Origin of the sequence: Streptomyces sp. NPDC058955 (assembly GCF_042741435.1) — a bacterium.
Taxonomy (GTDB): Bacteria; Actinomycetota; Actinomycetes; order Streptomycetales; family Streptomycetaceae; genus Streptomyces.
Window position 1 is genome coordinate 34,256 of record NZ_JBHYKM010000007.1, and the last position, 17,131, is coordinate 51,386.

Consider the following 17,131-nt stretch of genomic DNA (forward strand, 5'->3'; position numbering starts at 1 on the left):
CTAGCGCCCGACCTGGACCAGCCGTGCCTCGTACGCGAAGACCGCCGCCTGCGTCCGGTCGCGCAGGCCCAGCTTCACCAGGATGCGGCTGACGTGCGTCTTGATCGTCGACTCGGCGACGACGAGGTGGGCGGCGATCTCCTGGTTGGACAGGCCCTGGGCGATCAGCACCAGGACCTCCGTCTCGCGCTCGGTGAGTTCGCCGATCTGGGCGACGGCGGGCGCCTTCGGCGCGGTGTCGGCGGACTTCGCGAACTCGGTAATGAGCCGCTTCGTCACGGTCGGCGCGAGCAGCGCCTCCCCGGCCGCGACGACCCGGACGCCCTCGGCGAGCTGCCGCGCGGAGGCGTCCTTGAGCAGGAAGCCGGAGGCGCCGGCGCGCAGCGCCTGGTAGACGTACTCGTCGAGGTCGAAGGTGGTCAGGACGAGCACCTTGGCGTCCGCGTCGGCGGCGACGATCTCCCGGGTGGCGTCGATGCCGTTCAGCTCGGGCATCCGGATGTCCATGAGCACCACGTCCGGGCGGAGCGCGGCGACCTGGGCGACCGCCTCCCGGCCGTTGACGGCCTCTCCGACGACCTCGATGTCGGGCATCGCGCCGAGCAGCACGGAGAAGCCCTCGCGGACCATGATCTGGTCGTCGACGATCAGCACCCTGATCACTGGTCGGTCCCTTCCCGCTGGACGGGGACGAAGACGGCGACCTCGTAGCCGCTGTCCTCGGTCGGCCCGTCGGTCATCTCGCCACCGAGCATCGTGACACGCTCCCGCATGCCGGTGATGCCGTGCCCCGCCCCCGGTGACGGCTTGACGAGGCCGCGCGCCGGGCCGTTGGCGATCCGCAGGCCGAGGCCGCCGAGGACATGGCTGACCTCGACCTTCGCCGGGGCGCCGGGCGCGTGCCGCAGCACGTTCGACAGGGCTTCCTGGACGATCCGGTACGCGGACAGCTCCACGCCCTGCGGCAGTTCGCGCACCGCGCCGGTCACCGTCATGGTCACGTCGAGGCCGGCCTCCCGGACGTTGGCGACGAGGCCGTCGAGGTCGGCGAGGGTCGGCTGCGGGGCGTCGGGGGCCTCGTAGTCCTCGGCGCGGACGACCCCGAGGATGCGGCGCAGCTCGGTGAGGGCGGCGACCGCGTTCTCCCGGATGGTGCGGAACGCCTGCTCCAGCTCCGGCGGCGGGTTCTCCACCCGGTAGGGCGCGGCCTCGGCCTGGATGGCGACCACCGACATGTGATGGGCGACGACGTCGTGCAGCTCGCGGGCGATGGTGGTGCGCTCTTCGAGCAGGGTCCGCTTGGACCGCTCGACGGCGGTGACGGTCTGCTGGGCGGTGACCTCCCGCGCGGCCTGGCGGCGGATCTGGACGACGGCGATGACCAGCAGGAAGAGGGCGGAGAAGAAGAGCATCTCGGCGCCGTTGGAGCCGTATCCCGAGCCCATGCTCAGGAAGAGGGAGGTGAAGGTGGCGTACGCGGCGGTGACCAGCCACATCCAGGCCGCGGTCCGGGGCCCGGTCCGCATGGCGACGATCACCAGGACGAAGAGGTGGGCGGCGAAGGAGTTCGGCGCCCAGGGCCAGCCGTCGTACCCGCTCAGATAGGCGACGAAGGGCGTCGAGCCCATCGACAGCCAGAAGGCCGGCGCGGTGCGGACCAGGGTGAGGAGCACGGCGGCCGCCGGCACCCCGCAGGAGACCAGGGCGACCGGCCCGACGGAGTCGTTGACCTCGTCGAAGCCGATGAGGAAGGTCACCAGGGTGAGGAAGCCGATCACCGCGTGCGGCAGCAGCACGGCGTGCGGGCGCAGCCGCCGGGGCAGGAAGCGCAGGGCGGGGCTGTCCGGGGTGAGCCGGGGCAGCGGGCGGTAGGAGAGGGCGTCGCCGGAGAGGTCGTCGCGCAGACCGCCGAGGGCGTCCAGCGTCATGCGGAGCTCGGGGCTGCGGCTGCCCGTGTCGGGGGTCTGTGTCGGGTTCACGCCGTCCACGGTACGGAAGGCCCGGGGAGGCCCGCGTCCGGCTGGATACGGATCCCGGGCCGTCCCCCTTGAGTACTACACGGGCCCCGGCGGCTCAGAACGCGAGCTGCGCGAGCTCCTCCGCGACCACCGCGCAGGCGTCGGCCGCCGGGTCGATCAGCGGGAAGTGGCCGACGTCCTCCAGGAGCGTCAGGCCGACCGTCTCGCCCGCCTTCGCCGCCGCCTCCACGAAGGCGTCCGCGACCTCGGCGGGGACGACGACGTCCTCGCGGCCCTGGACGAGGGTGGTGGCGATGCCGGTGGGCAGCAGCCGCGCCGGGTCGGTGGCGGCGGCCCGCTCCTCGTACGCCGCCTCGCCGCCGAGCAGCTGGGTGACCGCCCCGCCGCAGACGTCGAGTTCGCGGGCGCGCTCGAAGTGCCCGATCGGGGCGAGGGCGACGACGCCGCGCAGCGCGGGCGCCTCGGGCAGCCGCCAGGGGGAGCCGGCCGGCAGCACGTGCCGGGCGGCGGCCCACAGGGCGAGCTGGCCGCCGGCCGAGTGCCCGGTGAGGACCGTGCGGTGCGGGTCGGCGCCCGGCAGGTGGGCGGCGGCGAGGTCCGGCAGCGCGTCGAGGGCGGCGGCGACGTCGTCGAAGGTCTCCGGCCAGCGGCCGGCGACCGGGGCCGTGCCGCCCTGGTGGGGCAGGCCGGGGCCGCGCCGGTACTCGACGCTGGCGACGGCGAAGCCGCGGCGGGCGAGGAAGTCCGCGAAGGGGCTGATGTGCAGGCGGTCGTAGGGGGCCCGCCAGGCGCCGCCGTGCAGGACGACGACGAGCGGGGCGCGTCCGGCGCCGGTCCTGGGGGCGTAGAAGTCGACGATCTGGTCCGGGTGTTCGCCGTACGCGGCGGTGGCGTCGGGCGGGACGGCCGGGTGCGAGAAGGCCGATGCCTCTTCGGCGGCGTCGCGCGCGGCGGGGTCCGGCATGGAGTGTTCCAACCTCTCGGTGACGGGGCCGAATCGGCCTGACCTGCGGGGACCGTATCAGGGTCCGGGCCCCGCAGATCAGGTGAAGATCCGACCTGACGACCGGTCACCGGCCGTCCACCGACGGTGATTCGGCGCCGTTACGGGGCCGGAGTCGCCGCCAGCACGTCGGCGAGGACGCGGGCCGCCTTCTCGGTGTCCGCGAAGCCGACGTACAGCGGGGTGAAGCCGAACCGCAGGAGGCCGGGGCGCAGGTCGCCCACGACGCCGCGCCGGATCAACTCCGGCATGACGGCGGCCGCGTCCGCGCAGGCCAGCCCGACCTGGCTGCCGCGCTCGGCGTGCGCCTCGGGGGTGATCGGCGTGACCCGGCCCTCGGGGACGTACGCCCGCAGGCACTCCAGGAAGAAGTCCGTGAGGGCGAGGGACTTGGCGCGGACGGCGTCGACCGTGACCCCGTCCCACACGTCGAGCGCCGCCTCCAGGGCCAGCATGGACAGGATGTCCGGGGTGCCGACGCGGCCCTTGACGGCGCCGCCCGCGGGCTTGTAGCCGGAGTCCATGCCGAAGGGGTCGGCATGCGAGGTCCAGCCCGGCAGCGGCGTGTCGAAGCGGTCCTGGTGACGCTCGGCGACGTACAGGAACGCGGGCGAACCGGGGCCGCCGTTGAGGTACTTGTAGGTGCAGCCGACGGCCAGGTCCACGCCGTGCGCGTCGAGGCCGACGGGCAGGGCGCCGACGCTGTGGCACAGGTCCCAGACGGCGAGCGCGCCCGCCGCGTGGAGGGCGGCGGTGGTGCCGGGCAGGTCGTGGAGGCGGCCGGTGCGGTAGTCGACGTGGTTGACGAGCGCGAGCGCCGTCCGGTCGTTCGCCGCGGCGGGGATGTCGGCCGGGTCGAGGGCCACGATCCGGTGACCGGTCATCCGGGCCGCGGACTCCGTGATGTACCCGTCCGTGGGAAAGGTCGACGCGTCCACGAGGATCTCGTCGCGTCCCTCCCCCGCGAGCCGGGTCGCCGCGACGACCGCCTTGAAGACGTTCACGCTGGTCGAGTCGCCGACGACGATCTGGCCCGGGGCGGCGCCGGCGAGCGGGGCGATCCGGTCGCCGATCCGCTCGGGGGCGGTCCACCAGCCCGACTCGTCCCAGGAACGGATCCGCAGCTCGCCCCACTCGCGGCCGATGACCTCGGCCATCCGGGCGGGGACGTGCGCGGGGAGCGCGCCGAGCGAGTTGCCGTCGAGGTAGACGGTGGCGTCGTCGAGGGCGAACAGGGCGCGGTGGCCGGCGAGCGGGTCGGCGGCGTCGAGCTCCAGGGCTCGCTCGTACAGGTCAGACATGGCTGCGGGCCGTCCAGAGCTCGGGGAACACGTTCTTCTGGGCGCGCTTCTCCAGCCAGGCCACGCCCGCGGAGCCGCCGGTGCCCGTCTTGGCGCCCATCGCGCGCCGGGTCGCCACCAGGTGGTCGTTGCGCCATCGCCAGACCAGTTCGGCGACGTCGCTGAGCGCCTCGCCGAGGCGGACCAGCTCCTCGTTCTCCTCCGGCGCCGCGTAGAGCCCCGCCCACACGGCCTCGACCTGCGGCGACGGCTCGTAGCGCCGGGTGAGGTCGCGGCCGAGGACGGACGGCGGGACCGGCAGGCCGCGCCGGGCGAGCAGGCCGAGCACCTCGTCGTACAGGCTCGGCTCGTGCAGCGCCTTCTCCAGCTCGGCGTGGACGCGGGGCGCGCCCCGGTGCGGGACGAGCATGGACGCCGACTTCTCGCCGAGCAGGAACTCCATGCGGCGGTACATCGCCGACTGGAAGCCGGAGCCCTCGCCGAGGGCGCCGCGGTAGGAGTTGAACTGGGCGGGGGTGAGCTGGGCGAGCGGGCGCCAGGAGTGGTTGAGCGCCTCCAGCTCGCGCACCGAGCGCTTCAGCGCGTCGACGGCGACCGGCAGTCGGTCCTCGCGCAGGGCGCGGCTCGCGGTCTCCCACTCGTGGACGATGACGGTGAACCACAGCTCCATGACCTGGGTGGTGACCAGGAAGACCATCTCGCCGGGGTCGTCCGAGCGGAGGTGCTGGAGGTGGGTGAGGACGTCCGCCTGGACGTAGTCCTCGTACGGTGTGGTGCCCGCGAAGTCGAGGTTCGGCGTCGCCTCGGACGCCTCGTCTGCCGCGGTGGAATCCGGAGAACCCGGGAAGAGTGACATCGCTGTCTCCTCGGTACGCACTACCGGGTAGCGGTCTGCTCCACCGCGCACGACCCTCCGCTCGGTGCGGAAGGGCGCCACGGGAGCCCCGGTCCCCTCAGGAGGCGTGCTGCGTCGCGCGCCGTCCCATGCGCATCATGACACGATCGGACCGGTGATGTAGACCCCGTCTTCGTCATACGGAAAAGCGTTCGAACGACAGCCGTTGAGGCCCTTGATCTGCTGCATCATCGCGGGCGCGAGCTTGCCGGGACCGCCGCAGCCCATGTGCTGCCGGATGCCGATCTCGTGCCCGACCTCGTGGTTGATGATCAGGTGCCGGTACTCCTCCGGCGGCCCCGCGAAGGTCGGCGAGCCCAGCATCCACCGCTTGAGGTTCACCACCACCCCGTCGGTGGTCTCGCAGTTCAGCTCGCCGTGGGTGTTGAGGCCCTGCCGGGCGCAGAGCGCGTCCGCCGTGTCGGGGGTGGCGATCCGGATCACGAAGTCGGCGTTCGACTCGACCAGCTGGAAACGGCCCCGGCCGTGCGCGGCCCAGCTGCGCGGATGGGCCAGGATCGCCTCGATCTCCTCGGCGGTCCGCCGGGCCGAGAGGTCGACCCCCTCCTCGACCTGCACCCGGTACCGGCGCAGCGTGCCGCTCTCCCCGGTGACGGTGCCGGAGGAGGAGGCGGTGGTGAAGGTGCCCCGGCCGGACTGCGGCACGGCCACGGACTTCTCACGGGTCGCCGTCGGCGTCGGCTTCGGTTTCGGCTTGACGGTGGGCTTCGGCCGGGGCTTCGGCGAGGCCGTGCGGGTCGGCGTCGGGGAGGCCGCCGTCGGCGCGGGCGCCGCCGGCGCCTCGGACGCCGGGGCCTTGGCCGCGCCGTCGCGCAGCTCCGCCTCGCTCTGGAAGTGCGCGAGCGCCACGCCCGCGCCGAGCGAGACGCCCATCAGGACCAGGGTCGACAGGACGAGCCGGCCGCGGCGCGTGACACGCGTCCCCCCGCGGCGGCTCCTCCCGCTATGTCGGTTCTGTCGGCGCCGGTCAGGCGCTCCCCGCTTGCCCACGACAGTTTCCCCCCTGCTTCAGGCCGGTCCGGGGGATCGTACCGGCCGGGGGGAGGCGATCAGCCGAGGGTGTCGGCCGCGGTCTGCGACGAGTCCCGCAGGAAGGTCGTGCAGCGCTCGTACTCGGCCTGCTCGCCGATCTCCCCCGCGGCCCGCGCCAGCGCGTGCAAGGCCCGCAGGAAGCCGCGGTTCGGCTCGTGCTCCCACGGCACCGGGCCGTGGCCCTTCCAGCCGTTGCGCCGCAGCGCGTCCAGCGCCCGGTGGTAGCCGGTCCTGGCGTAGGCGTACGACTCCACCACGCGCCCCGCCTCGAACGCGTCGTCCGCGAGCTGCGCCCACGCCAGCGAGGAGGTCGGGTACTTCGCGGCCACGTCCGCCGGGGCGGTGCCCTGCGCCAGCAGCTCGCGCGGCTCGGGCTCGTCGGGCAGCAGGGTGGGCGCGGGCCCGCCCAGCAAGTTCTCATGGATAGCCATCCCCCCAGTCTGCCGCACGCCCGTGCGCGCGGCGGCCGGGTTCAGGGGGTGCCCGGGTCGAGCGGCGGGGCGGTCACCGCGCAGTGCGTCCGGCACCCGGGGTGGCAGCCCGGGTGCTCGGGGGTCCGCATGGTCGTCCAGGCGAGCGCCGCGCCCACCACCAGCACCCCGGCGCAGATCGGCATCGCCCGGTCGAACGTCGCGTCGAACTCGGTCGCCGAGCGGTACGCCTCCGGCCCCATCCCGGTCAGCAGCGGCAGCGCCGCCACCGCGACGAGCCCGGCCGCCCGGGCCGCCGCGTTGTTGATGCCGCTCGCCAGACCGGCCCGGGAGACGTCCACCGAGGCGAGCACGGTCGCGGTCAGCGGGGCGACCAGGGCCGTCATGCCGAGCCCCAGCACGACGAGGGCCGGCAGCACGTCCCGTACGTACGAGGCGTCCTCCCCGACCCGCGTCATCAGCAGCATCCCGGCGGCGCACAGCAGCGGGCCGACGGTCAGCGGGACGCGCGGCCCGATCCGCTCCCCCAGCTCGCCGGAGCGCGCGGAGAGCAGCAGCATCAGGACGGTGGTGGGCAGCAGGGCCGTCCCGGCGGCGAGGGCGGAGTAGCCCGAGACCACCTGGAGCTGGATCACGGCGAGGAAGAAGAAGCCGCCGAAGGCCGCGTACACGCAGAGCGTCACCAGGTTCACGGCGGTGAAGAGCCGGGACCGGAAGATCGACGGCGGCACCATCGCGGCCTCGCCCCGCCGCCGCTCCACCAGCGCGAAGGCGACCCCGACCAGCGCCCCCACCGCCCCCGGCCACCACACCGCGCCGATCAGCGCGTAGGTGACGAGGCCGAGCGCCGCCGCGCCGAGCACCGCCCCGAGCACGTCGAAGCGGCCGTGCGCGGTCTCGTCCCGGGACTCGGGGACGTGCCGCAGCGCGACCGGCACGCAGAGCGCGGCGAGCGGCACGTTGAGCAGGAAGACCCACCGCCAGCCGGGCCCGTCGACGAGCCACCCGCCGACGAACGGGCCGATCGCGGCCCCGACCCCGCCGAAGCCGGACCAGAGGCCGACCGCCCGGGCCCGGTCGTCCGGGTGGAAGCTCGCCTGGATCAGCGCGAGCGACCCCGGGGTGAGCAGCGCCCCGCCGACGCCCTGGAGGGCGCGGGCGGCGATGAGGACGCCGGCGTTCGGGGCGAGCCCGCAGAGCAGCGAGGCGAGGGCGAACCAGACGACGCCGACGACGAAGACCCGCCGCCGCCCGTACCGGTCGCCGAGCGACCCGCCGAGCAGGATGAGCCCGGCCAGCGTCAGCATGTACGCGTTGACGGTCCACTGGAGGACGGCGAGGTCGGCGCCGAGGTCCTCGCCGATGTGCGGCAGCGCCACGTTGACGACGGTCGAGTCGAGCAGCGCCATACCGGACCCGAGGACGGTGGTGAAGACGATCCACCGCCCCGTCCCGGACGCCATCCGCACCTCGGTACCGGCCGCGCTCATGCCTGCATGGTCCCGCGTTCCGGCTCCGGCTGCCTCCTCAGCCCCGGTCGGTGCGCATCCGTGCCGCGGCCCTGACCAGGGCGTCCACGCCCCGTTCGGCCTTGGCGCGCGAACAGCCGACGTTGAGCCGGACGAAGCCGGGGGTCCCGTAGGTGCCGCCCGGCATGATCGCCACCTTCTCGGTCCCGACCAGCTCCGCCTGGAGCCGGTCCTCGTCGACGCCGAGCGGCCGGAGGTCGATCCAGGCGAGGTAGCCGGCCTGCGGCGGCCGCCACTCCACGCCGGGAAGGCCCGCCGCGAGCCGGTCCGCGATCATCGCCATCGTGCCGGCGACATAGCCGCGCAGCGCGTCCAGCCACGGTCCGCCGTGCCGGTAGGCGGCGATGTGGGCGGTGAGCGAGAGGACCGCCGGGGAGGCGAGGCCCTCGCCGGTCTCCATCCGGCGGACGAACGCCGCCCGCTCCTCCGGGTCGCCGACGAAGCCGTACGAGCCGGAGAGCGCCGGGAAGTTGAACGCCTTGGTGCCGGAGGTCACGAGCGCCCAGCGCCGGTCGCCGCCGGCCTCCGCGATCCGGGTCCACGGGATGTGCCGGTGCCCGTCGGCGGTGAGGTCCGCGTGGATCTCGTCGCTGACCACGGGCACGCCGTACCGCCGGGCGAGCCGCGCGAAGCCGGTCAGCTCCTCCTCCGTCCACACCCGCCCGGTGGGGTTGTGCGGGGAGCAGAGCAGCAGCATCGTGCTGTCCGGCCGGGCCAGCTCCCGCTCCAGCGCGGCCGTGTCCCCGACCGGGACCCCGCGCAGTTCGCGGCCGAGACCGGTGACGGCCTTGCGGAAGCCGTCGTAGGTGGGGGTGTGGGTGACGACGCCGTCGCCCGGGCGGGTCCACATCCGCAGCAGCTGGGAGACCTGGTTGAGCACGGAGGGCGCGTACACCAGCGCCTCGGTGTCGACGGCGGTGCCGTACCGGCTCGCGTACCAGTGGCGTATCGCCTCGCGGAAGCCGTCGTCCCCGCCGAGCCGCCAGTCGGTGTAGCCGAAGACGCCGTGGTCGACGCGGGCGCGCAGCGCGTCGAGGACCTCGGGCGGGGAGGCGAAGTCCATGTCGGAGATGGTGAAGGGGAGCAGGTCGGGGACGCCGAAGCGGTCCGTGATGCCGTCCCACTGGACCGACCAGGTGCCCCGCCGGTCCGGTGTCTCGTCGAAGTCGTACAACGCCACTCTCCTCGGGGTGCGCGAAGGGCCCGGCACCCACGCGGGGGTGCCGGGCCCTTCGGTCACGGCTGTTACTTCAGCTTCTTGCCGGCCGAGCGCAGCGCCTCGCACGCCTCGGTGACGCGCGCGGCCATGCCGGCCTCGGCGAGCTTGCCCCAGGTGCGCGGGTCGTAGGTGGACTTCTTGCCGACCTCGCCGTCGACCTTCAGGACGCCGTCGTAGTTGCGGAACATGTGGTCCACGACCGGACGGGTGAAGGCGTACTGGGTGTCGGTGTCGAGGTTCATCTTGACCACGCCGTTCTCGATGGCGGTGGCGATCTCCTCGGCGGTCGAGCCGGAGCCGCCGTGGAAGACGAAGTCGAACGGGGACGCCTGGCCGAACTTCTCGGCGACGCCGGCCTGGAGGTCCTTGAGGAGCTCGGGGCGGAGCACGACGTTGCCCGGCTTGTAGACGCCGTGCACGTTGCCGAAGGAGGCGGCGAGCAGGTAGCGGCCCTTCTCGCCCAGGCCCAGGGCCTCGGCGGTGCGGATCGCGTCGTCGACGGAGGTGTACAGCTCGTCGTTGATCTCGTGGCTGACGCCGTCCTCCTCGCCGCCGGTCGGGGTGATCTCGACCTCGAGGATGATCTTGGCGGCGGCGGCCTTGGCGAGCAGCTCCTGGCCGATGGCCAGGTTGTCGGCCAGGGTCTCGGCGGAGCCGTCCCACATGTGCGACTGGAAGAGCGGGTTCCGACCTGCCTTGACGCGCTCGGCGGAGATGTCGAGCAGCGGGCGGACGTAGCCGTCCAGCTTGTCCTTCGGGCAGTGGTCCGTGTGCAGCGCGACGGTGATGTCGTACTTCGCGGCGACGATGTGGGCGAACTCGGCCAGGGCGACGGCGCCCGTGACCATGTCCTTGCTGTACTGGCCGCCCAGGAACTCGGCGCCACCGGTCGAGATCTGGATGATGCCGTCGCTCTGGGCCTCGGCGAACCCGCGCAGCGCCGCGTGGAGGGTCTGGGACGAGGTCACGTTGATGGCCGGGTAGGCGAACTTGCCAGCCTTCGCCCGGTCGAGCATCTCGGCGTAGACCTCGGGGGTTGCGATGGGCATTCGTCCGCTCCTTGTGATGTGCGGGTGTGGGCGTTGCTTTGTCCCTGACCTAGGGGCGACGTCATCGTCGGTGCCATCTTTCCAGACTCTTGTGCGGGCTCCCACGGGCGGCGCATGCCGAAGGGCGGGGTGTTTCACGTGAAACACCCCGCCCTTCGGGAAAAGCCCAGGTCAGAACCGCATTCGCCGGGGTCCGGGACCTAAGTCACGACTTCGCGGCGGTTCCTCCGTGCGACTACGCGAGACCGAGCTCGTCGAGCGCGTAGGCGTAGAGGTACGGGACGCCCGCCGTGCCGCTGATCTTCTCGCCGGCGCCGGTGGCGCGGTCCACGATCGTGGCGACGGCGACGACCTCGGCGCCGGCCGCGCGGGCCGCCTCGACGGCGGTCAGCGGGGAGCCGCCGGTGGTGGAGGTGTCCTCGACGATCAGGACCCGGCGGCCCTTGATGTCCGGGCCCTCGACCTGGCGCTGCATGCCGTGGGCCTTGGCGGCCTTGCGGACGACGAAGGCGTCCAGGCGCTCGCCGCGCGCGGCGGAGGCGTGCAGCATCGAGGTGGCGACGGGGTCGGCGCCCAGGGTGAGGCCGCCGACCGCGTCGAAGTCGAGGTCCTTGACCAGGTCGAGCATGACCTGGCCGACCAGCGGCGACGCCGCCCCGTCCAGCGTGATCCGGCGCAGGTCCACGTAGTAGTCGGCTTCCAGACCCGAGGAGAGGGTCACCTTGCCGTGCACCACGGCCTTGTCCTTGATCTGCTGGAGCAGTTCAGCGCGTACGTCAGTCATGCGCAGCAGCTTAAAGCCGCTGCCAGGCCCAGACGCTCTCGACCTCCAGCGGGTCGATGGGGGTGACCAGGCGCGGGTGGGTGTTGAGGCCGTTCGGCGGGCCGGACTGCGGCTCGACGCAGACCGCGTCCGCGGGCTCGTCGTAGATCACGACCCACTCGGCGCGGCTGGTGACCTTCAGCTCCAGCTCGCCCGGCCAGGTGAGGGTGACGTCGACGCCGTCGGGCATGCCGAAGCAGTCGTCCCACGGCCCGGGGAGGGGGGCGATGCGCCGGCCGGTGGGCAGGTGGTCGTCGCCGCGCTCCTCCTGCCAGCCGGGCGTGAAGCCGATCGTCACGTCCTCGCCGCCCTGCCCGAGGTTCCGCAGGAACCAGGGGTGCCAGCCGGCCTGCGCCGGGAAGGAGTCGTCGTACGCCTCCACCCCGAACCGCAGCGTCAGCCGGTCCTCGGCCAGTTCGAGGACCTGGGTGACCCGGCCCTTGTACGGCCACGGGTCGCCGAGCTCGCAGGTGAGGACGGCCTCCGCGGCGGAGGCCCGGGCCACCGTCCAGGCCCGGTCGCGGACGGTGCCGTGGATGGCGTGCGGGGCCGCGTTGATCGGCAGCTGGTGGGTGGTCGCGCCGTCGCGGAACCGGCCGTCGCGGGTCCGGCCGCACCAGGGCGCCATCGGGAAGCTGCCGTAGCGCTCACCCTGCTTGAGGACCTCGGTGCCGGCGATGCGCAGGCTCTCGATCCGGCCGCCGCGCTCGGGGTTGATGGTCAGCTCGGCGTCGCCCGCCGTCAGTCGCGTCAGGTTGCTCACGCCCCGACCCTAAGTCCTGCCGCCCGGCCGATCGGACCGTTTCGACGCGGACGCTCAGCGGCGTCGGCGCAGGGCGCGTCCGACGATGACCGCGGAGGCGAGGGCGAGCGCGGCGGCGGGGGCGACCCAGCGGAGCGTGGCGCCCGCGCCGCTCGGCTCGGGGGCGGGCACGGGGGCGTACCGGCCGCGCGGCGGCGCGTGGTCGACCTCCTCGGCGCTCCGGCCGATCATCGTCCGGCGGGCGTGGGCGGCCTCGGCGGCGGGCGCGGCGGGGATCTCCACGGGCGGGGCGGGCTCGGGGAACACGTCGTCGTCGAAGCCGGGGCCGCCGTCGAAGGCGCCGGTGCCGAAGGCGGTGTCCCCGTCGGGGGCGGCCTCGGCGGCCTCGGCGGCCGCGAGCGCGGCGGCGGTCTCCACGAAGGCGTCCAGCAGCCGGGCGCGGGCGGCGTCCCGGGCCTCCTCGGGCTCCTCGGCGAGCCGGCCGGTGGCGGTGAGGGCGCCGGTGAAGCCGAGTCCGGTGCCTTCGTCCGCCGGGGTGAGGACGACGGTGAGGGAGACCTCGGCGACGCCCTTGCCGCGGGCCTCGGTGCCCTCGCCCTCGTAGGTGATGGCGCCGTCCCGCTCGACGATCCGCAGCCCGCCCCGGTAGGTGATGGTGTGGCCGCCGACGCGGAGCCGGAAGCGCCCCACGAGGTCCTCGGCCGGGGCGCCCTCGCCGGGGTCGGAGGCGTCGCGCTGGAAGCCGGGCAGGCAGCGCGCCACCCGGGCCGGGTCGGTGAGGGTGGCCCGCAGGGCCTCGGCCGGGACCGGGACGAACACCTCATGCTCCATGGGAGCCGAGCCTACTCAGCGGGGCGCCCGGCGTCGCCCGTTCGTCCCGGGTGCCGCGCCCCGGTTCCCCGCCTCAGTGGCCGTACCGGGGGTGCACCAGCGTGGACGGCGGCAGTCCGGCGATCCGGGTCCGCTCGGCCCGGCGGGCGGCGGCGGCCAGGTCGCGGCGGGCCAGGGAGCGGAGCGGGGGCGCGTCGGGGGCGAGCCCGAGGGCGGGCGGCCGGGCGCCGCGCACGGCGAGCAGGAAGCCCCAGTCGTCGGGTTCGTGGCGGGTGCCGCTGTCCCGGTCGGCGCGGTCGGGGCCGGCGGCGAAGCCGGGGGTGCCGCCCTCGGTGCTGTACGGCCGGGTGGCGTAGCCGGCGGCGCGGAGGGTGGCGTCGGCGGTCCAGTAGGTGCGCGGGCGGTCGGTGGCGGGCCCGGCGTGCACGACGAGCCGGCCGCCGTCGGCGAGGGCGCCGGCGGCGAGGCCGTAGAACTCCTGGGCGTACAGCTTGGTGCTGGGGGTGATCCCGGGGTCGGGCAGATCGGAGATCACCACGTCGTACCGTTCCTGCACACGATCGACGGCGCCCCTCAGCCAGTGGAAGGCGTCGGCGTGGACCACCCGCACCCGCGGGTCGCGGAACGCCTGCCGGTTGAGCGCGGCGAGCGCGGGGTCGGTGCGGGCCAGCCGGACGACGCCCGGGTCGAGTTCGACCACGGTGACGGCGCGGACGTCGGGGTAGCGGAGCACTTCGCGGGCGGCGAGGCCGTCGCCGCCGCCGACGATGAGCACGCGCGCGTGCTCCCCGTTCATCGCGGGGTGGACCAGCGCCTCGTGGTAGCGGTACTCGTCGGCGCCGGAGACCCGCAGCCGGCCGTCGAGGTAGAGGTCGGGCGGGCCCTCGCGGCCGCCGGTGACCACCACCTCCTGGAGCTCGGTGTGGACGGCGACCCGGACCGGCTCCCCGTACACGGCCCGACGGGCGGCCTCCTCGAAGTCGTCGACGAGGACGGTCGCGGTGGCGAGCACGCCGAGGACGGCGAGGTTGACGCCGACGACGAGCGCGCGGCCACGGGCGGTGAGGTCGCGGCGGAAGAACCAGAGCACCAGGGCGGCGCCCGCGACCGCGTTCACCGCGCCGGTGACGAGCGCGCCGGTGAGCTGTCCCAGCCAGGGCAGCAGCAGGAACGGGAAGGCGAGGCCGCCGACGAGCGCGCCCACGTAGTCGGCGGCGAAGAGGTCGGCGACCGTCCCGGCCGCGTCCTCGGCGTCGCCGGGCGGCGTCGGCCGCCCCGCCCGGCCCGCCCGGCCGGTGCCGACGGACCGTTCCGGCACCCGCTGTATGAGCGACATCAGGAGGGGGATCTCCGCGCCGATCAGCACTCCGATGGCGAGCGAGAAGGCGACCAGGACCCAGCGGGACTCGCCGAGCCAGGCGAAGCAGGCGTACAGCACCAGGGCCGAGGTGCCGCCGATGAGCGCGAGCGCGCCCTCGACCAGGCCGAAGCCGACGGCGGCACGGCAGCGCAGCCGCTTGGCGAGGAGCGAGCCCAGGCCCATCGCGAAGACCATCACGGAGAGCACGACGGACGCCTGCGTGACCGAGTCGCCGATCAGGTACGAGGCGAGCGCGACGAGTTCGAGCTCGTAGACGAGACCGCAGGCGGCGCAGACGAAGACGACGGCGAGGACCGGCCACCGCACCGTGTCGCGCGGCCGCGGTGGCGGTCGGCGCCGCACCCTCGTGGGTGGCAGGGTCACGGTCGGCTCGATCATGCAGTAACGCTACGTCACGACCCACTCGCCCCTTGTCACCCACACGAGTGCACCTGGGGCTCCGGGAGGGCGCATCAGAGCGTGGCGGGCATACGGGCGCCGATCCTGGTGCGGGTGACCACGAGCTGGCCTTCCTGCGGGTAGGCGTGCCAGGTCCGCCAGCGCACCTGGCCCTCGTGACGCTGCGCCAGCATCGCGGTGAAGGCGTGCGGCGAGCCGGGGAACGTGCCGGCCAGGCCGTGGGGATGGTCGGCGACCAGCGCGAGCAGCTCCTGCGCCCGGCCCGCGAAGGAGCCCTGGGTGAGCGTCTCGACGCGGGCCGCGAATTCGTACTCCCATTCGCCGATCCGCTTGGAGACGCCGAGCGGCAGCGGGGTGCTGCTGCCCGGCATGCAGGCCACGGTCTCGGAGCAGCTGCGGCCCTCCTCCTCCAGGAGGACCTGGTGGGAGGCGCCCAGCAGTCTCAACTGGAGCTTGGCGCCGGAGAGTTCGAGATCGAGCACGGCGAGCGCGGGCAGCGGCTCGCGGCCCAGCGCCCAGGCCAGGTCGGCCGCGCGCGTGTCGGTGTAGGAGGTCTTCAGGGTGGTGAGCATGGGTCGGCTCCGCAAACACGGTTGGCGGGTGGGCCGGGGGCGCCCCGGAGAGGGTTTCAACGGGAGTGGGGGAATCGCCGGCTCGGGTCCACACACGGTCCGAGGGCTGTCTCTGACAGGAGCGAGAGAACCACGGTCTCCGGACGACTCGCAGCGTTTTTACCCAACTTGCCGTGGTTTCCATCCCCTTCGGGGACCCCACAGTTCAATTGTTCAAACAGAATCGATCGCCGAGCGATCGACAGCGGCCCTCACGAAGCCAATCCCGTCCCGTCCGCAGCCCGTTGCCCCGCACGCCCCGTCAGTCACCCCCGCCACCGCCGCCACACCCGCCGCCGCCGCAGCTGGACCCGCACGAGCTGGACCCCCCGCAGCCGCTCCCGCCGTCGGACCAGCCGCCGCGCCGCTTCCGCCGCCCACCGCCCGACGATCCCGTGCCCGCCACGATCAGGCCGATCACCACCACGACCACGAACACCGTGACCACGAATTCCATCGTCGTCTCCCCCGTTCCGGCGGCTCCCTGCCGCCTCTGCCCCGGGGATTCCCGCCCCGTCCGCTGCCCAAAGCGCACTTGAGCAAGTCCAGAGCTTCGGCCCAGGATGACCGCCATGACGCGACTGAACCGACTGGCCGAGTTCGGCACCACGATCTTCGCCGAGATGTCCGCGCTCGCCGCCAGGACCGGGGCGATCAATCTCGGTCAGGGCTTCCCCGACACCGACGGCCCCGAGGAGGTGCGCGAGGCGGCGGTACGGGCGCTGCGCGACGGCCTCGGCAACCAGTACCCGCCCGGCCCCGGCGTCCCCGAGCTGCGCACCGCGATCGCGGACCACCAGCGCGACCGCTACGGCCTGGAGTACGACCCCGACACCGAGGTCCTGGTCACGGCCGGCGCCACCGAGGCGATCGCGGCGACCCTGCTGGCCCTGGTCGAGCCCGGCGACGAGGTCATCGCCCTGGAGCCGTACTACGACTCGTACGCGGCCTGCGTGGCGATGGCCGGCGGCACCAGGGTGCCCGTCACCCTCCGCCCCCACGAGGGCCCCGGCGGCGGAGCCGCCGACAGGCGCTACGTCCTCGACCTCGACGAGCTGCGGGCCGCCGTCACCCCCCGCACCCGGCTGATCCTCCTCAACACCCCGCACAACCCCACCGGCACCGTCCTCACCCGCGCCGAACTCGCCGCGATCGCCGAGCTGGCCGTCGAGCGGGACCTCCTGGTCGTCACCGACGAGGTCTACGAGCACCTGGTCTTCGACGGCGCCGCACACGTGCCGATCGCCACCCTCCCCGGCATGCGCGACCGGACCGTCACCATCGGCTCGGCCGGCAAGACGTACTCCTTCACCGGCTGGAAGGTCGGCTGGGTCACCGCGAGCCCCGGGCTGACCGCCACCGTCCGCTCGGCCAAGCAGTTCCTCACCTACGTCTCCTCCGGCCCGTTCCAGTACGCCGTCGCCGAGGCCCTGCGGCTGCCCAGCACCTACTACGACGGGCTGCGCGCCGACCTCCAGGCCAAGCGGGACCTGCTGAGCGACGGGCTCGCGGAGGCCGGGTTCGCGGTCTACCGGCCGCAGGGCACGTACTTCGTCACCACCGACATCCGGCCGCTGGGCGAGGACGACGGCTTCGCGTTCTGCCGCGCGCTGCCCGAACGGGCCGGCGTCGTCGCCATCCCGAACGCCGTCTTCTACGACCACCGCGAGGCCGGCGCCCCCTTCGTCCGCTTCGCCTTCTGCAAGCGGACCGAGGTCCTCCAGGAGGCGGTGGACCGGCTCAAGCGGCTGGCCTGAGACGCCGGAAGCCGGGGGGCCCCCCGGGGGGCCACGGGATGGGGGGGGGACGGGGGGGGGGGAACACCAGAAGACCCCCACGGGCAGAAACAACCGGGGGGGCCCGC

Annotated in this window: 16 protein-coding genes; 1 reads left to right on the forward strand and 15 read right to left on the reverse strand. The window is 74.0% G+C overall.

Translation table 11 applies throughout. The annotated features are described in order from the left end of the window. The 15 genes from ACFW1I_RS05130 to ACFW1I_RS05200 all read right to left on the reverse strand — a co-directional run bounded on the left by ACFW1I_RS05130 (position 1) and on the right by ACFW1I_RS05200 (position 15,228). Complete coding sequence (locus ACFW1I_RS05130; protein ID WP_384666180.1) at positions 1 to 663, reverse strand: response regulator; 663 nt, start codon at positions 661 to 663, stop codon at positions 1 to 3. Then, positions 660 to 1,928 carry a sensor histidine kinase gene (locus tag ACFW1I_RS05135; RefSeq protein WP_384666349.1) on the reverse strand — a complete coding sequence of 423 codons (1,269 nt, stop codon included), beginning with the start codon at positions 1,926 to 1,928 and terminating at the stop codon, positions 660 to 662. The genes ACFW1I_RS05130 and ACFW1I_RS05135 overlap by 4 nt, the downstream gene beginning before the upstream one ends. A gap of 145 nt (positions 1,929 to 2,073) precedes the next feature. Continuing rightward, a complete protein-coding gene (locus ACFW1I_RS05140) occupies positions 2,074 to 2,943 on the reverse strand; it encodes an alpha/beta hydrolase (RefSeq protein WP_384666182.1) in 870 nt (289 codons plus the stop codon). 140 nt (positions 2,944 to 3,083) lie between these two features. Next, positions 3,084 to 4,283, reverse strand: coding sequence for a kynureninase (kynU, locus tag ACFW1I_RS05145; RefSeq protein WP_384666184.1), 1,200 nt, complete (start codon positions 4,281 to 4,283; stop codon positions 3,084 to 3,086). Beyond that, complete coding sequence (locus ACFW1I_RS05150) at positions 4,276 to 5,139, reverse strand: tryptophan 2,3-dioxygenase family protein (protein ID WP_384666186.1); 864 nt, start codon at positions 5,137 to 5,139, stop codon at positions 4,276 to 4,278. The genes kynU and ACFW1I_RS05150 overlap by 8 nt, the downstream gene beginning before the upstream one ends. Before the next feature lie 135 nt (positions 5,140 to 5,274). Further along, positions 5,275 to 6,072 (reverse strand): DUF3152 domain-containing protein, encoded by a 798-nt coding sequence (locus tag ACFW1I_RS05155; protein ID WP_384666187.1) that lies wholly within the window; start codon positions 6,070 to 6,072, stop codon positions 5,275 to 5,277. A gap of 176 nt (positions 6,073 to 6,248) precedes the next feature. After that, the gene (locus tag ACFW1I_RS05160) at positions 6,249 to 6,662 is read right to left on the reverse strand and encodes a DUF3151 domain-containing protein (RefSeq protein ID WP_384666189.1); all 414 of its coding nucleotides are present in this window, start codon (positions 6,660 to 6,662) and stop codon (positions 6,249 to 6,251) included. A 41-nt stretch (positions 6,663 to 6,703) separates the two neighbouring features. Then, the gene (locus tag ACFW1I_RS05165; protein WP_384666191.1) at positions 6,704 to 8,152 is read right to left on the reverse strand and encodes an MFS transporter; all 1,449 of its coding nucleotides are present in this window, start codon (positions 8,150 to 8,152) and stop codon (positions 6,704 to 6,706) included. A gap of 37 nt (positions 8,153 to 8,189) precedes the next feature. Beyond that, positions 8,190 to 9,365, reverse strand: coding sequence for a MalY/PatB family protein (locus ACFW1I_RS05170; RefSeq protein WP_384666193.1), 1,176 nt, complete (start codon positions 9,363 to 9,365; stop codon positions 8,190 to 8,192). A gap of 71 nt (positions 9,366 to 9,436) precedes the next feature. Continuing rightward, positions 9,437 to 10,459: a class II fructose-bisphosphate aldolase gene (gene fbaA, locus ACFW1I_RS05175; RefSeq protein ID WP_384666195.1), complete on the reverse strand. Its 1,023-nt coding sequence runs from the start codon at positions 10,457 to 10,459 to the stop codon at positions 9,437 to 9,439. Positions 10,460 to 10,694: 235 nt separating this feature from the next. Next, positions 10,695 to 11,243, reverse strand: a complete 549-nt coding sequence (gene pyrE, locus ACFW1I_RS05180; RefSeq protein WP_031008740.1) for an orotate phosphoribosyltransferase — start codon at positions 11,241 to 11,243, stop codon at positions 10,695 to 10,697. Between the two features lie 10 nt (positions 11,244 to 11,253). Further along, positions 11,254 to 12,045: an aldose 1-epimerase gene (locus ACFW1I_RS05185; RefSeq protein ID WP_384666197.1), complete on the reverse strand. Its 792-nt coding sequence runs from the start codon at positions 12,043 to 12,045 to the stop codon at positions 11,254 to 11,256. A gap of 54 nt (positions 12,046 to 12,099) precedes the next feature. Next, complete coding sequence (locus ACFW1I_RS05190; RefSeq protein ID WP_384666199.1) at positions 12,100 to 12,876, reverse strand: SRPBCC family protein; 777 nt, start codon at positions 12,874 to 12,876, stop codon at positions 12,100 to 12,102. Positions 12,877 to 12,949: 73 nt separating this feature from the next. Beyond that, a complete protein-coding gene (locus tag ACFW1I_RS05195) occupies positions 12,950 to 14,635 on the reverse strand; it encodes a polyamine aminopropyltransferase (protein WP_384666201.1) in 1,686 nt (561 codons plus the stop codon). 74 nt (positions 14,636 to 14,709) lie between these two features. Beyond that, positions 14,710 to 15,228, reverse strand: coding sequence for a DUF2617 family protein (locus tag ACFW1I_RS05200; protein WP_031008732.1), 519 nt, complete (start codon positions 15,226 to 15,228; stop codon positions 14,710 to 14,712). Between the two features lie 602 nt (positions 15,229 to 15,830). Between ACFW1I_RS05200 and ACFW1I_RS05205 the strand changes: the two genes are divergently transcribed. After that, entirely contained in the window at positions 15,831 to 17,024 is a 1,194-nt protein-coding gene (locus tag ACFW1I_RS05205) for a pyridoxal phosphate-dependent aminotransferase (protein WP_384666202.1), read from the forward strand. The last annotated feature ends 107 nt before the right edge of the window (positions 17,025 to 17,131 follow it).

Bases quoted from the DNA above. Each gene is read 5' to 3' on its own strand.
- ACFW1I_RS05135 (WP_384666349.1), bottom strand. From the start codon at position 1,928: ATGACGCTGGACGCCCTCGGCGGTCTGCGCGACGACCTCTCCGGCGAC.
- ACFW1I_RS05140 (WP_384666182.1), bottom strand. From the start codon at position 2,943: ATGCCGGACCCCGCCGCGCGCGACGCCGCCGAAGAGGCATCGGCCTTC.
- kynU (WP_384666184.1), bottom strand. From the start codon at position 4,283: ATGTCTGACCTGTACGAGCGAGCCCTGGAGCTCGACGCCGCCGACCCG.
- ACFW1I_RS05150 (WP_384666186.1), bottom strand. From the start codon at position 5,139: ATGTCACTCTTCCCGGGTTCTCCGGATTCCACCGCGGCAGACGAGGCG.
- ACFW1I_RS05155 (WP_384666187.1), bottom strand. From the start codon at position 6,072: ATGGGCGTCTCGCTCGGCGCGGGCGTGGCGCTCGCGCACTTCCAGAGC.
- ACFW1I_RS05160 (WP_384666189.1), bottom strand. From the start codon at position 6,662: ATGGCTATCCATGAGAACTTGCTGGGCGGGCCCGCGCCCACCCTGCTG.
- ACFW1I_RS05165 (WP_384666191.1), bottom strand. From the start codon at position 8,152: ATGAGCGCGGCCGGTACCGAGGTGCGGATGGCGTCCGGGACGGGGCGG.
- fbaA (WP_384666195.1), bottom strand. From the start codon at position 10,459: ATGCCCATCGCAACCCCCGAGGTCTACGCCGAGATGCTCGACCGGGCG.
- pyrE (WP_031008740.1), bottom strand. From the start codon at position 11,243: ATGACTGACGTACGCGCTGAACTGCTCCAGCAGATCAAGGACAAGGCC.
- ACFW1I_RS05190 (WP_384666199.1), bottom strand. From the start codon at position 12,876: ATGGAGCATGAGGTGTTCGTCCCGGTCCCGGCCGAGGCCCTGCGGGCC.
- ACFW1I_RS05195 (WP_384666201.1), bottom strand. From the start codon at position 14,635: ATGATCGAGCCGACCGTGACCCTGCCACCCACGAGGGTGCGGCGCCGA.
- ACFW1I_RS05200 (WP_031008732.1), bottom strand. From the start codon at position 15,228: ATGCTCACCACCCTGAAGACCTCCTACACCGACACGCGCGCGGCCGAC.
- ACFW1I_RS05205 (WP_384666202.1), top strand. From the start codon at position 15,831: ATGACCGCCATGACGCGACTGAACCGACTGGCCGAGTTCGGCACCACG.